This window comes from Hymenobacter sp. DG25B, from assembly GCF_000801315.1.
Classification (GTDB): Bacteria; Bacteroidota; Bacteroidia; order Cytophagales; family Hymenobacteraceae; genus Hymenobacter.
Map to the genome: position 1 here is coordinate 1306630 of NZ_CP010054.1, position 14165 is coordinate 1320794.

At 59.1% G+C, this 14165-nt stretch carries 8 protein-coding genes; 2 read left to right on the forward strand and 6 right to left on the reverse strand.

Annotation, left to right across the window (positions count from 1 at the left end):
• Window positions 1–25: 25 nt before the first annotated feature.
• Window positions 26–1267, forward strand: coding sequence for a carboxypeptidase-like regulatory domain-containing protein (locus tag PK28_RS05640; RefSeq protein WP_082016973.1), 1242 nt, complete (start codon window positions 26–28; stop codon window positions 1265–1267).
• A gap of 116 nt (window positions 1268–1383) precedes the next feature.
• On the opposite strand, the gene PK28_RS18870 is transcribed toward PK28_RS05640, so the two are convergent.
• From PK28_RS18870 to PK28_RS05665, 6 genes are all read right to left on the reverse strand, one after another.
• Window positions 1384–4692 (reverse strand): reprolysin-like metallopeptidase, encoded by a 3309-nt coding sequence (locus PK28_RS18870; RefSeq protein WP_048825636.1) that lies wholly within the window; start codon window positions 4690–4692, stop codon window positions 1384–1386.
• Window positions 4693–4820: 128 nt separating this feature from the next.
• Window positions 4821–6755: a DUF3857 domain-containing protein gene (locus PK28_RS05650; protein ID WP_044512284.1), complete on the reverse strand. Its 1935-nt coding sequence runs from the start codon at window positions 6753–6755 to the stop codon at window positions 4821–4823.
• Between the two features lies 1 nt (window position 6756).
• Window positions 6757–6888 (reverse strand): DUF3858 domain-containing protein, encoded by a 132-nt coding sequence (locus PK28_RS21365; protein WP_502213707.1) that lies wholly within the window; start codon window positions 6886–6888, stop codon window positions 6757–6759.
• Entirely contained in the window at window positions 6879–8807 is a 1929-nt protein-coding gene (locus PK28_RS05655; RefSeq protein WP_044512286.1) for a DUF3857 domain-containing protein, read from the reverse strand. The genes PK28_RS21365 and PK28_RS05655 overlap by 10 nt, the downstream gene beginning before the upstream one ends.
• A gap of 51 nt (window positions 8808–8858) precedes the next feature.
• Window positions 8859–10889, reverse strand: a complete 2031-nt coding sequence (locus PK28_RS05660; protein WP_044512287.1) for a DUF3858 domain-containing protein — start codon at window positions 10887–10889, stop codon at window positions 8859–8861.
• Between the two features lie 182 nt (window positions 10890–11071).
• Window positions 11072–12256, reverse strand: coding sequence for an MFS transporter (locus tag PK28_RS05665; RefSeq protein WP_156126258.1), 1185 nt, complete (start codon window positions 12254–12256; stop codon window positions 11072–11074).
• A gap of 161 nt (window positions 12257–12417) precedes the next feature.
• Between PK28_RS05665 and PK28_RS05670 the strand changes: the two genes are divergently transcribed.
• On the forward strand, window positions 12418–14091 hold the full coding sequence (locus PK28_RS05670) for a catalase (RefSeq protein ID WP_044512290.1): 1674 nt from the start codon (window positions 12418–12420) through the stop codon (window positions 14089–14091).
• Window positions 14092–14165: the final 74 nt, after the last annotated feature.

Below are 14165 nucleotides of genomic sequence, written 5' to 3' on the forward strand. Positions count from 1 at the left end.
GAATTTACTTCTTCCCACTAACCATATGCTCCGGTTCTCTGCTGTGTTGTTGTTGCTTCTGGCAGCGGTGTTCGGATATCTGCCGGCCAGGGCCCAAGTGAACCTGACCGGACAGGTGCTCGATGCCAGCACCCGGCAGCCGCTCGCCTTTGCCACCGTGTTTCTGGCCAACACCACGCACGGTACCGCCACCGATTCTACTGGCCATTTTACCCTGACCGGGTTTCCGGGCGGGCAATATGAGGTAGTGGTGTCCTTCGTGGGCTACGAGCTGTACAAGAGGACCTTAGACTTACAAGGTCCCACTGTACTCCCTCGGGTAAGCCTGAAACCGGCCGCGCAACTAAGCGAAGTGGTGGTACGACCGGGCAAAAACCGCCGCGCCGACTATCAGAAATTCATCGCTCAGTTTATCGGGACTACTACTTTTTCGAAGCAGTGCCGCATTGAAAACCCGGAGGATGTGGTAGTCATCAACGACCCTGGCAGCGGCGAGCTGGTGGCCGTGGCGCCCCGCAACCTACGGATAGTAAACCAGGCCCTGGGGTACCGCATTACCTATCACCAGTTCAATTTCAAGGTAAACTACCATTTCAACCGCCTCGCGTTCGTAGGGGCGCCCGTATTTGAGGAACTCCAAAGTGCCGATGTTCAGCAGCAGCAGCGCTGGCAGGAAAACCGCCGCCGGGCCTACCTCGGCTCCTTGCCCCACTTTCTGCGCAGTGTGCGCGAAAACCGCCTGCCGGAAGAAGGCTACGTGGTGCAGACCCTGGTGAGCGAGCCGAGCTCGGATGCCGCAAAGCAGCGGGCCGCCCTCGCCGGTGACTCCTTAGCGCAGGTATTCTCACCTGAGCCAAGCATACTCGTCCGGGTGTATAAGCAGCCCCTAATGGCCTCGCAGCTGCGCTCGGAGGATGCCGCATCGGGGCGGGTGAAGTTGCAGTTCCCCGCCTCTTTGCGGGTGACCTACCAAGGAGAAAAGCCCGATAATGTATATGTAATGCGCATGGCCAATGCCCGCCGCAACGCCGTGCAGGAGGCCTCCAGCAAACAATGGAGCACCGCAAAGTCTGGCACGGCCGTTGGCAGCTTGCCCTATCAGGAGGTACAAGAAGTATCGCAGCTGTGGCTGCTGGGCCCTGAAGCTGTTATTCTGTCGAACGGTTATTTAAGCAATCCGCTGAGCCTAATGGTGGATGGCTACTGGGCCTTTGAAAAAGTTGGTGAAGCCCTGCCCTTGGATTACGTGCCCACCTCAGTTAACTAGGAAATTGATTTCCTCTTTTTGCTGGTCGAGTTAATCCTTTAAAATATGATTGACCAATTCCACTCTGAAGAAGGATTCATCAAACTGTCAGGACGGACAGGCATAGTTTCATTGCGCTAAAGCTTTAGCAGGCGAAGCGTAATTATTTTTCCATCCGGTGCTTGTACCTGCACGAAATACAGGCCGGCTGCAAGCCGTGAGAGGTGAAGCGGAAATATCGAGGGGTTGGCAGCTTTGTTGAAGCTGGTATCATGCACTTGCCGTCCCAGCGCATCCAGCACTCTTACCTGTAGCGTACCCGCCCTGGCATTTTCCAGTTGTAGATAGATATTTCCTGGTGCCGGGTTGGGGAAAATTGAGGCCCCGGCCAGCGGATCAGTAGTAGAAAGCGAAATGGTACCCGAGCCCTGCACGGTGCATAGCTCCAGCGTCCAGCCCAGGAGGGCGTTGCCTTCCTGGGCCTGGGGCGCCTGGATGGTTAGGGTCCAGTTGCCGTTGGCGGGCTGGCCCTGCAGGCGCGCGAGCAGAGTTTGGGGCAGGGCCGTCTGGCCGGTATTCAGCGGGCAGTTGATGGCACTGGTGGCTTGGTCATCGAAGCTGGCGTGCAGGTTGGCACTGCCGGGGCAGGGGGCTTCCGTGAGCAGCACTTTGCGGCCCGAAGGCGCGGTTAGCTCCACGGTCAGGTCGCCTAGGTTCGGATACGAAATCCGCAGGTCGCGCACGTTCACATCGGCAATCAGCTCATCAGTAGAAACCCGGATAACAGAGGTAATGCTGACGGTCCCGGCCGCTGGCATAGGCTTCGGAACATCCAGGCTGGCATAACGGGCACAGGCCATAGCACCGGTTTTGAACGAAGCCACTGCAGAATAAGGTCCGGGGCCGCACTCCGAACCTACCCCGCGCACGCGCCAGTAATAGGTGGTTTGCTCCGATAGCGGATTTTGAGGAACGTAGGCCGTATCAGATAAGCTAGTGCTGAGCTCGGGGTTAGTGAACTCCGGGTTATTGGCCACCTGCAGCTCATAGCTTTGGGCGAGGGCTACTTGTGACCAGGCAAACAGGGGCAGCGTGCCCTGCGGGCTGGTGCGCGGGGTGCGCAAAGTGGGCACCGCCGTTACCGCCCGCCGCACAGAAAAGCGTAGCACATATCCCCGCTTTTGCGAGCCGCTGGTACCTTCAATGGTAACCGAATAGTTGCCCAACGCCAAGGTTAGGGGTATGTTCAGCGTGACAACAGTTGTGCCGGTAGCGGTGAGCTGAGCAGGAGAAAAGGACACTGTAACGCCAGCCGGCAGCTGCGTAGCGGCCAGGTTAACCGTCCCGCTGAAGCCATTGAGCGGACTCACCGTCAGGCTGGCCTGCCCGGTAGTGCCGGGGCATAGATTTAGCTCGGTGGGGGCGTTTTCGGTTTGACTGAGGGAAAACGCAGGCCCGCTGGGCACCTGAATGCTCAGGCTTTCATCGGATATATCGAAATACACATTGCCTACGGCCTCTACTTTGATGCGGGCATTAGTAGTGGCTTTGGTGGCGGCGGGCAGGATAATGGTTTCGTGGCCATCATTAGGCGTGTTGGCAGCTAGTGTCACCGGAAAAGTAAGCCCGCCATCCGTAGAAAGCCGGATAGAAACGGCCGCCGTATTGATGGGGGTCTGGTCAGTGTTGGCTACATCCCAGCGGATGAGCTGCGGCGAGCCCGCCAGCCACGTCTGCGCGCCGGAGGGCTCGGTTATCTTGAACGGACCGGCCGTACCTATCACCGGAATGCTCACCGTATCGGTAGCAATGCCGCCCCCGCCGGCGCGGTTGTCGCGCACCGTGAGCCGGAATAGCAGCTGCCGCTCGTAGGAGGGAAGCAGCTCCCCGATGGTATGCTGATTAGCGAGAATGTCAGGCAGCCGGGGAAACGTGCGTGTTGGGCTGCTGGCAGGCAGAAACGACCGGAAAATAGGCGCGTCGTCGCTGGGCAGGTCCGGGAAACCATCGGGCCCCAGGTTAAATTGCTCCCAGCTGTAAGTCAGGGCATCTCCATCAGCATCAGTGCCGGCGCCGGTGAGCGTGAAAGGGGTATTCACCGGAATCAGGTAGCGGGCACCGGCATTAGCCGTGGGCGCGTGGTTGCCGGTGCTGGTTACCGCTGCGCAGGAATTGCCGGTGCCCTGCGTGGTGTAGGCAATAATTTCCTCCAGGCTGATGGTATGAAAGTAAGGGTCGCTGTTGGGCTGCAGGTTCTGGGGCGCGCAAATACCGGCATAGGCCATAATGGTGCTGCCGCTGCCGGGCTCGTAGGCCGTTTGCGCCTCCCGGTTGGCACCGCTGCAGTTGCCGGTATTCCCATTGAAGGTATGGTTGGCCCCAAACTGATGCCCGATTTCATGGGCCACAAAATCCACGTCGAAGGCGTCGCCGGTGGGGTTGGAGAGGCCGGTGATGCCCTTGGCCTTTTCGCCGTTCAGGCACACCACACCCAGCAGAGCCAGCCCGCCGCCATCAGTAGTAAAAAGGTGGCCCACATCATAGTTGGCTTCGCCGATGCGCTTATCAATGGTGCGCTGGTTGGTGTTGAGCGAGTTGTCGTCGGTTTGGTTGGTGTAGGGGTCGGTAGCGGGGTTGAGGTAGATGATAGAGTCTTCCTTGGGCACCAGCGTGAGCCGGATGGCCAGCTCCCGCTCATAAATACCCGAAACCCGGTTAATGGAGGTAACAATGGCTGCCAGCGCCCCGGCCCGGGTGCCGCCTTTTGCCTGAGTATATTCTCCGGTGCAGGCCACCGCAATCTGGTAGGTGCGGAGCTGCTCGCCGGAGGTAAGCCGTTTGGTTTGGCCGCGCTTCCCTGCTGCCAGACGGGCCGGGGCCGCCGTGTAGCAGGGTGCCGGCAACGCCACAATAGCTGTGCGGTCGAACACCAGATGCGTAGCGGAGCCGGGCGCCGCCGGATCGATATACGTAGTGCCGGTGGTGGATAGAATCTGGGCGTGAAACCCCGCCGGCGTCAGGTCCAGGCGGGCAGTAGCGGTTACATCATCCAGTCCCTGACCCATATAGGTAGCAATTTGCGGGTAGTGGGCGGCCAGCGCTGCCGGCAGCACCGGAACGGCCGCCAGGCGAAAACGGCCCGAAGTGCCATCCGGCAGCGGCAGGGAAATAACCACCTCGGCCGCGCCGCGCGCCTGGGCCTGGCCCGCTGCCAGGGCCGGCTGCAAGGCCTGCTGCAGGGTAGCAAGCTGAAATTCTACCACCCGGTAGCGCCCTAGGCCTTTAGCCACGGGGTGCCTGGCGGCTGCACGCAGGGGGGCATCGGCCCACAGCACCCGTTGAGCCAGGGCCAGAGGCGGCACTAGCCAGCCCAGCACCAGCAGGAGCGCAGCAAGAAACACCCGCGCAACTTGGTGCGGAGCGGAGCAGGCTACAGAAAACGTCATAAACAGAGCACCATCAGGCAAAAAGAGCTTCAAAGTACGTAATCAGCCGCAACCCCTGGCCATACGTTAAGCGGCCCGCTTCCTGTGCAGGAAACGGGCCGCCTTCAAGCCAGAGTAAAAGCCGGAAATCAGACGTCGGTTTTCAATAAAACCAGGGCTGATCGGTCGGCTTTGCTGATTTTACGCCGGAACTCCAGATAAGCTGGGTACTCGGCTTTGGGGAAACGGCCGCGGTTAAGCTGCAGTCGCCGAATGTACTGCACCGTGCCATCGGGCAGAGCCTGCGTTTGGGCCGAATAGGAGCCGTAGCGGGAGGTGAGCTGCACGGGAGCGGGCATGGTTTCGGGCTGCAGGCCTTTGGGCATGCGCAGGTGCACCGTATCAGCATCCACAAACGCAAAGCTTTGCCACATATCCGTTTGCCGCTCACCCAGCAAAGGCTCCGGCGGGGCCGACTGATTGAGCAGGTTAGGGACCACAAATACCCGTTTGCCGGTGATGGTGGCATAGCGGGGCAGCGTCAGCTCCAGGGTTTCCACCATGGCCGGCAGCGGGGCCGCCGGGGCGGCCGCCAGGTTATAGCGGCTGATGGTAAAGCTGGGAATGCCAATGCGGCCGTAGGCCCGTTTCTTCTGGTCTTCGGGCGTCAGGTTATGCATGTAGGCAGCCAGATCATCCTGCTGCAGCGCCGCGCTGCGGGTGCGTACGGTGGCTTTGGCGTTGCCTTGCTCATCCAGCTGCACATTAGCGCGACGGAACTGGGTGTTGTCGGTGGCCTGGTACACGGGGGTGCGCACCAGGCGGCCGCCCTCCGGCGTGAGCAGCAGCACATGGCGGCCCGCCGTGAAGTCGCCCAGATAGTTAAACGGGGCCGTCTGGCTGGTGCATTCCAGCCACACTGTGTCGCGGCGGCCGGCCTGGGCCAGGGGCACACACAGAATCATGTGGTTGAACTGGTTGCTGGGGAAGTCCGTCTGAATATCAGGCTGGTCCGCGCCGGCCAGGGCGCAGTAGGAGGGCACGCCGGCCGCCTGCAGCAGCGCCATGCCGTAGTTAGAAAGGCCTTTGCAGTCGCCATAGCCCCGGGTGGCTACCTCCGTAGCCGGCGCCGACTGCCAGCCGCCAATACCCAGCTGCACGGAAATATACCGGGTGCTGCCCTGCAGGAATTCGTATACCTGCCGGGTACGCTCCCGCACGTCCGGCACGCGCTGGGCCAGTTCTTTCATGCGGGCGGTAACGGCTTCGGGCAGTACGTTGCGACCATCATTTAGCTGATATTCCCATTTGCCCAGGCCTGCCCAGGTAGATAAGTCGCCGGCGTGGCCCTGCACTTCAAACTGGGAAGGGGCCGTGTATACAGCGGGCAACAGCTCCCGCGCAGGCAGGCTATAGGCTTCCAGCTCCAGCGCGGGCAGGTTGGCCACGCTCCACTCATGAACCGTTTGGTCCCCCATCGTCTGATGCCTGGTTTGCACCCCGGCCGGAAGGTTAAGCTCCCGGTAGCGCAGGGCCGGCAACGTAGCAGGCATCAACACCTGAAAGCGGGACTGCTCCACCCCTAAGTGCGTGTTCAGCAGCGGCCGCCACACCGGGTAGAATAGGGTATTAGAAGTAATAAATTCTTCCTCAAACTCTACCGTGTAGGGGTAGCTGCCTTGCTGCAGGCGCGCTACCCGGGCCCGGCTATCATCAGAAAGGTTAACGCCGGAGGAAAGACTTACATCCTGAATATCGGCTGAGCGCAACGTGCGCAATACCTTGCCATTGGCATCGTAAGCCGTACCGCGCAGGTAGTTCACGGTCGTGAACCGGTCGTAGTTTACGACATCCGTAGCGTAGTCATCCCCCTGCTCATCCAGCACGGTAATAGCAAACCGCAGCGTATTCACCGCTTGTTTCGCCGATTTTACCGTGAAGGTATGCTCGTACATACGTATCACGGCGTGGGCATTTTCGCGCAGGGCAGCCGGCATAGCGGCCACCGGATAACGCAGGTTGGGCCCGGCCTCAGCAACCCCGGAAACTGCCAGTAGGCCAATCAAAAGAAGAAAGTGCCGCATATCAGGATTTCTTTTTAAGCACGATTTGCTCGGCGTGCTTGGCCACAATATGATTGTAGAACTCCCGCAGGTGGGCGTACTCCTCGGCGGAGTAAGAGGGCTTGCTGAAGCTAATGCGGCTAACTACCTGCAGGCCCGTGGGCCGGGCGTAACGCTGTACTGAAACCGACCACCATTATCAGGCAGACTTACCAGCAAACTTTTAGGGAGCTCCTCTACTTCGTAGCCGGCGGGCAGCGTGTACGTGAGCATAAGCGTTTCATCGTGGGCGGCGCCAAAGTCTACGGGGAAGAGGCGGTTTTCCAGCAGGAAGGGGTTCCGGCTTTCCCCGAAATACCGCATGGGGCTCAGGTAAATGGTAGAAGCTGCGGCCTCGCCGCCGGGCACTTTCACTTCCAGATCCAGGGCCAGGGGCTTGCTGAGCATGTCTTTCTGCTGGAAAGTATATTTCGATATCTCCCAGCCGTCATGGGGCTTCAGGTAGTTGTTCTCCACGTACTTCTTCTCGCCATCGGCGTGCAGCTTGGTGCGGGCATGCAGGCCCTGGTAGCCGCCATGCTCATCATGCACTTTCCCGCTCAGGCCGCCGCGTTCATCCAGTACCAGCTGGGCCATCTGGAAATGCACGTAGCGCTGGGCAGAGGCAATCGGCAGCCAGCGGCCATCAGCGGCCTTTTTGGTAATCAGGCGGCCCTGGGTATTGAGGCAGCGCTCGGGCAGCAGGCCCGGCATGGCCAGGGCATCGGTAGCGTCCAGCAGCAGTTCTTTGCCTTCGGGTAGCGCCACGTGCGCCATTACATAGTTAAAGCGGCTAATCAGCGGCACACTCTCATCAATGCGGCCGTGGTTGCGGGTGCTGAGAATAAGGGGGCTGGCCACCAGATCAGCATCGCGCAGCAAAGCAATTAAGAGCAGGTTTACATCGGCGGTGCTGCCCCGGTGCTGTTCAAAGGCTTTCCGGATGCCATTGTCGGAGCTGAGCTCATCGTCGCCGTTGTGGGCAATGCTGCGCTTGGCCAGCTCTACCAGGGCAAAGGCCCGCTCCTCCGGGTTGGGGTATTTTGCTACAATGGCCGCTACTTCGGCCTTCAGAAAGCCAGCCCGGTTGAGTTGCATACCGAAGCTTTCACTGCCCATCAGCTCATCGTTGATCTTGGCCCAGGTGCCCATCGTGTTCTGATAAGGCTGCTCCGGCATTCTGACCCCGGCCAGCTCAAAGTTGATGCGGGCTATATAATCCTGCCGAGTGGTCATGAAAGGCTCGTCGCGGAAGGCGGGCACATCTTTCATGGCCCAGCGGTGGTTGGTTACCTGCGGCGTCAGGGTTTCGGAGCCCGCCGACTGCCGCTCACCGTTCAGGGCGTTTACCCCCTGGCCCGACCAGCGGATGGTCATCTGGCCCGTGGAAATGGGGTGCTCATTCAGGGCCAGGGGCTCATAGCCCTGCATCAGCATCTTGTAGTTGAAGTATTCCGGAATGTTCGCCCGGTATTCGCTCCAGCGCACCGGAATACTTTGCTGAAACTGCCAGTCCTGGAAGTTGTAGACGAAATCAGAGGTAACCGAGTAGGTAAACTCAATTACGGAACCCTCCTTCACGTTGGGCAGCGTGAACTTGCGTACGGAATGGTTGGCATCTACCTGCTCGGAGAAGATGCCCGATGATTCGAGTTTTTCCTTCACCAGCTCGCCGTTCACCATGTTATAGGTGAAGCCCTTCAATCCCTTCACTTGCTCCTCATCCGAATTCTTTTTGTAAAGCGGAATGCGGACGGTAGCCCAGTCGTAGCCTGATTTTTTCAGGATCTTGATGCGGGTAACCCGGTCAAAAACTACCAGGAAGCCTTCGGGCTGGTGGTCAATCCGGGAGCGGCCAAAATCACATAGAATAACGGCCTCGGCGCCACTGTCAGCCACAAAGTTTTTGGCGTCGAAATCCTTGGGGTCCAGCTTCCCGAACTTAATAGGATCAGCCTGCGCATGGGCCTGGGTAAAGTTTGTCAGGATAAGGCCGGCTGCCAGGCCACAGGATAGGAGTAAGCGTGTTGTCATAAAAAGAAAATAAAGGAAGGATAAAGCAAAGGAAGCCGGGTAAAACAGCGGTTAGGGCTGCGTGCCGGGGGCTTTGCTGAGCACCAGAGGCTCGGCGTGCTTAGCGGCTACCCGGTCGTAAAGCTCCCGTAGCGCGCTGTATTCAGCGGCAGGGTACTGGGCTTTGGGCAAGCTTAGCCGGCTGGTAATGCTGATGGTATTGCCCTGCTGCACACACCCGTACTGGAACTGACCCCCGCCGTTGGGCAGGGTAAGCACCTGGGCCTTGGGTAGCTCGGTTGCGGTATAGCCTTTAGGCAGCGTAATGGTAATAATGTGTGTTCCGTCGCGGCCCATGCCGAAATCCACCGGGAAATAGCGGCTTTCCGCCCGGAGCGGGTTGCTCGTCAGGCCAAACTGCTTCATAGGCGAGAGGTAGATAGTGCCAACGGCCCCGTCTTCGCTCCCGGATACCTGAATGGGCAAATCCAGCGCCAGGGGCTTGCTGACATCGGTGCCGGACGGCTGCGCCGGGGCAGGAATTGTGGTTTCGTCGCCTAGCTGCTGGCGGATAGCGCGCACCAGGTCGGTAGTGCCCGTGCCGCGGGCTTCCAGGCCCGCATAGCCAGCCCACTCCCAGTGGCCTTTGCCCTGCAGCGCACCATTGGGGGCCAGGGTAAGGTCGGCCTTGGTATATACAGTATGCCTCTGCGCGGGCGCCAGCGATACCCAGCGGTTTTGGGCCGGGGTATCCGTTATCAGGCGGCCCTGCCCATTCAGGCAGCGCTCCGGCAGCATACCAGCCGGAACCAGCGGCTCGGTGGCATCCAGCAGAAAGTCCCGTCCATCGGGCAGGCGCACGTGCGCTACCACGTAGTTGAAATGGGCCAGCACCGGCATGTCCAATAGGATGTGGCCGTGTGAGCGGGTACTTAAAATTAAAGCATTGGCCTGGAGTCCAGCTTCCCGTAACGCCTGCACCAGTAGCAGGTTTACTTCGGCGGCGTTGCCCTGCCCACGCTGTATGGCCTGTTTCAGGGAAGTCTTGATGTATAGCCGCTCTTCGCTATTGTATTTTATGGCTTGCTGTACCTGTGCCAATACGGCGGTAGCGCGGGCCTGAGCTTCCGGATAGCGCGCCGGCAACTCGGCCATTGCGGCCGCTAAAGGGGAGGGGCGATTCAGGTCACGGCCAAATTGCTCGTCTTTCAATAGCTCTTCTGCAATCTTTTCCCAGGTATTGGCTACGTCCTTAGGGGGCTGATTGAAGCTTTGAATAATAGCCAGCTCGAACTCAATGGAAGAAAAATAGTCCCGGGCCGAGGTCATAAAAGGCTCTTCCTGCAGCGCGGGTACATTCTGCATCACCCAGCGGCTGCTTAAGGCATTGGTTGAAATAGGAATATCCCTGTTGTCCAGCCGGCCATCAATACTTTCTCTTATGACGGTAGAATACGGCACTGATTTTTCTTCCTGAACCGTGAAAGGCAAATAGCTGCGCGTAATCTGTTTGTATTTATAGTAGGATGGAATCAAGGTGCGGTATTCGCTCCAGCGCACGGGTATGGTATGCTGAAACTGCCAGTTCTGGAGGTTGAAGATAAAATCAGAGTCTACTGTATAGGTAAACTCAATAATGGAGCCCTCCTTCACATTGGGCAGCGTGAAACGGCAGGTATTATGCTGCTCATCTACTTTATCCCGAAAGATGCTCTCGGAGCCCATTTTGGTGGCCACCAGTTTGCCGCCTTCCAGATTATAGGTGGTGCCCTTTAAGGCTTTCACACGCTCTGTATCCTCATCACGATGATACAGGGGCACCTCCACCGTGGCCCAGTCATAGCCGGCTTTGCGCCGAATCAGGATGCGGGTAGTACGCTCAAAGTTCAGGCGAAACCCATCGTCGCCGCCCACTACTTTTGACACGCCAAAATCACAAAGCACCACCGCCGGAGCGGCAGAGTCGGCCGCCTGGGGCGTGAAATCCGCTACGCTGACTTTGCCAAACTTAATAGGCTCGGCCTGGGCTTGCGCCTGAGTGGTAAAGCCGCCGCAAACCACCGCCAGTAACAGCAGGCGCTGCCTGATTCGTAAAGTATTCAACACAAGTAATCCTGATTAAGAGAAAGTAATAGCAGCCTTTACAGGCTGTTGTGCGCCGACTAGGTGAGGTGCCGGCGCGCTAAGAATAAGCCTGATCAAATGTACAGAATTCAGAGAGTTGTACTATACCCCGAGAGACTGTTCATCAAAAATATTCTTCCAAAACCCGAACAAAACCCACGTTATGCCGTAGAGCGCGCTCTTACTCCAATAAAAAGATAAAGCAGTGCTACCAGCGTGAGGGCGGCGCTTACTCCGTGTACGTAGGGCAAATGGGCCGCTACGTTGCCGTAAAGCCAGCCCGCCAGCAAAGCACCTAGGCCAATGCCGGCTTCTAGGGCAATGTACATAGTAGCCACGGCCCGGCCGCGCCGCTCGGGGTGGCTCAGGTCAATGGTCCAGGCGTATAGAGTAGGGGAGTTTATGCCGGCGGCCAATCCGAAGAGCACTGCCGCGGCCAGAAAGGTGCCCAGGGAATGTGCCCCGGCCAGCACCAGCAGCGACCCAAACATCAGGGCCGTGGAAGCCCGTAGCACCGGCACCCGGCCGTAGCGGTCGGAGGCGCGGCCGGCCACCAGCCGCACCACCAGCGAGGCCAGCGTGTAGCAGGTGAAAAACAGGCCTTTGTTGGTGGTGCCCATGAGCTGGCTCTGGTCAGGCACCACCGTGAGAATTACGCCGAAGGGAAAAAGGCAGAGCATCGTAACCAGGGAAGGGGCCAGCACGCGGGGCTCCAGAATTTCGCGCCAGTTAAGCTTGAGCAGGCGCCAGCTAAACCGTTCCCGCTGCTCTTGCGGCAGCGTTTCCGTTAGGGTGCCCTGCACCAGCAAAGACAGCAGTGCCGCCCCCGAGGAGCAGTAAAACATGGTGTTCAGCGAAAACCACTGCGTAAGCAAACTACCCAGCGCCGGGCCGGCAGCCATGCCCAGGGAGCCGGCCACACCCAGCAGGCCCATGGCCTCGCCGCGCCGGTTCAGCGGCACAATATCTGCAACGAAAGCGGCCGTGCCCGTGGGTTTAAAGCCGGTGCTGAAACCGTGGACGAGTCGCAGGAACAGGAAGCCCGCCACCGTGGTAGCCCAGGGGTAAAAAAAGCCGCACACAAAGCACACCAGCGAGCCGAATACCATCACCGGAATGCGCCCCACGGTATCGGCCAGCTTGCCGCTAAAGGGGCGGGAGAGGCCCGCTGTTAGGGTAAAAAGCGCAATAATAAAGCCCTTGTAGTCGGCTCCACCCATCCGCGTCAGGTGGTCGGGGAGCTCGGGTATGAGCATGTTAAAGCTCAGGAAAAACAGGAACGACGACAGGGCCATCAGCCAGAAGCCAATGGTATAGACGCGGGAGGAGCTGGCAGGAAGGGGCATTGCCATAAAGGTAGGCACCGCAGCCAGTACCCCGGCACCACCCAGGCCATACCAAAACAGGTTGTCTTAATAAAGACCAAAATTTTATAGGTGCTATTATAAACAGGCTACCCTTAGGAGTGGTATTTTAGATTGGAAATCAACTTTTTACGATAGGAGTTATGGATAACGAGCAGAAAAATACCGCTGGTGGAAACGGCCACACGCCCGCCGATGGTACTGGTACCGGCGTAACGGGCGCGGGCTCCTCGCAGGACCGGCGCACGGCCGCCGGCGAAACTGGCCGGACCCTGACCACCCGCCAGGGCCACCCGCTCACCAATAATCAGAACCTGCGCACCGTGGGCAACCGCGGCCCGGCCACCCTGGAGAACTACCAGTTCCTGGAAAAAATCAGTCATTTCGACCGGGAGCGGGTGCCGGAGCGCGTGGTGCACGCCCGCGGTGCCGGGGCCCACGGCGTATTCGAAGCTTATGGCAAAGTAGGCAACGAGCCCATTGCGAAGTATACCCGCGCCAAGCTCTTCAATACCAAAGGCAAGCAGACGCCGGTGTTCGTGCGGTTCAGCACGGTAGGCCACGGTGGCCACTCCCCGGAAACCCTGCGCGACCCCCGCGGCTTTGCCGTGAAGTTTTACACCGAAGACGGCAACTGGGACCTGGTAGGCAATAACCTGAAGGTGTTTTTTATCCGGGATGCCATGAAGTTCCCGGACCTGATTCACTCCCAGAAGCCCGACCCGGTAACCAACCGCCAGAGCGGAGAGCGAATCTTCGACTTCATCTGCAACACGCCGGAGGCCATGCACATGGTGTCGTTCCTGTTCTCGCCCTGGGGTATTCCGGCCAACTACCGCCAAATGCAGGGCTCGGGCGTGAACACCTACAAGTGGGTGAATGCCCAGGGCGAGGCCGTGCTGGTAAAATACCACTGGGAGCCGCTGCAGGGCATCAAAAACCTGACGCAGCCCGAAGCCGAAGCCATTCAGGCCAAGAACTTCAACCACGCCACCCAGGACCTGTTCGACCACATCCATGACGGCAAATTCCCGGAATGGGAGCTGTGCGTGCAGATAATGAGTGATGATGAGCACCCGGAGCTGGACTTCGACCCGCTGGATGACACCAAAATCTGGCCCCAGGAGCAGTTTCCCTTCCTGCCCGTGGGCAAGATGACGCTCAACCGCAACCCCGAAAACTACTTTGCTGAGGTGGAGCAGGCCGCCTTCGGTACCGGCGTTTTGGTGGATGGCCTTGATTTCTCCGACGACAAAATGCTGCAGGGACGCACATTCTCCTACTCCGATACCCAGCGCTACCGCGTGGGCACCAACTATCTGCAGCTGCCCATCAACGCGCCCAAAAAGCACGTGGCCACCAACCAGCGCGACGGCCAGATGGCTTACCACGTAGATTCCGCGCCCGGCCAGAACCTGCACATCAACTACGAGCCCAGCAGCCTGAACGGCCTGCAGGAAGCCCCCCGCAGCGCCCCGGACCACATGCCCGAGTACAAAGGCCGCCTGATACGGGAAACCATTGACCGGCAGAACAACTTCAAGCAGGCCGGCGAGCGGTACCGCCTGCACGAGGACTGGGAGCGGGACGACCTCATCAGTAACATGGTGGGTGCTCTGGCCTATGCTAATAAGAAGGTGCAGGACAAGATGATTGAACTGTGCACCAGCTGCGACCCGGACTGGGGCCGCCGCGTGGCCGAGGGCATCCGCAAAGCCCATAGCAGTATGGCCGGGGCTACCCAGGCCAATGAAAGCAAAAACGCGCAGGCCGTAAAGCAGGCCGAAGCTACCGCCCACGAAGCCAAACCGTACTAACTCACGCTTCGATAGGGTGTACCGCCCGGCAGGGGCTACGCAAGCAGCAGGAACCATGCGGTGTTCTGTTGGTT

Bases quoted from the DNA above. Each gene is read 5' to 3' on its own strand.
- PK28_RS05670 (WP_044512290.1), top strand. From the start codon at position 12,418: ATGGATAACGAGCAGAAAAATACCGCTGGTGGAAACGGCCACACGCCC.
- PK28_RS05665 (WP_156126258.1), bottom strand. From the start codon at position 12,256: ATGCCCCTTCCTGCCAGCTCCTCCCGCGTCTATACCATTGGCTTCTGG.
- PK28_RS18870 (WP_048825636.1), bottom strand. From the start codon at position 4,692: ATGACGTTTTCTGTAGCCTGCTCCGCTCCGCACCAAGTTGCGCGGGTG.
- PK28_RS05655 (WP_044512286.1), bottom strand. From the start codon at position 8,807: ATGACAACACGCTTACTCCTATCCTGTGGCCTGGCAGCCGGCCTTATC.
- PK28_RS05650 (WP_044512284.1), bottom strand. From the start codon at position 6,755: ATGCGGCACTTTCTTCTTTTGATTGGCCTACTGGCAGTTTCCGGGGTT.
- PK28_RS05640 (WP_082016973.1), top strand. From the start codon at position 26: ATGCTCCGGTTCTCTGCTGTGTTGTTGTTGCTTCTGGCAGCGGTGTTC.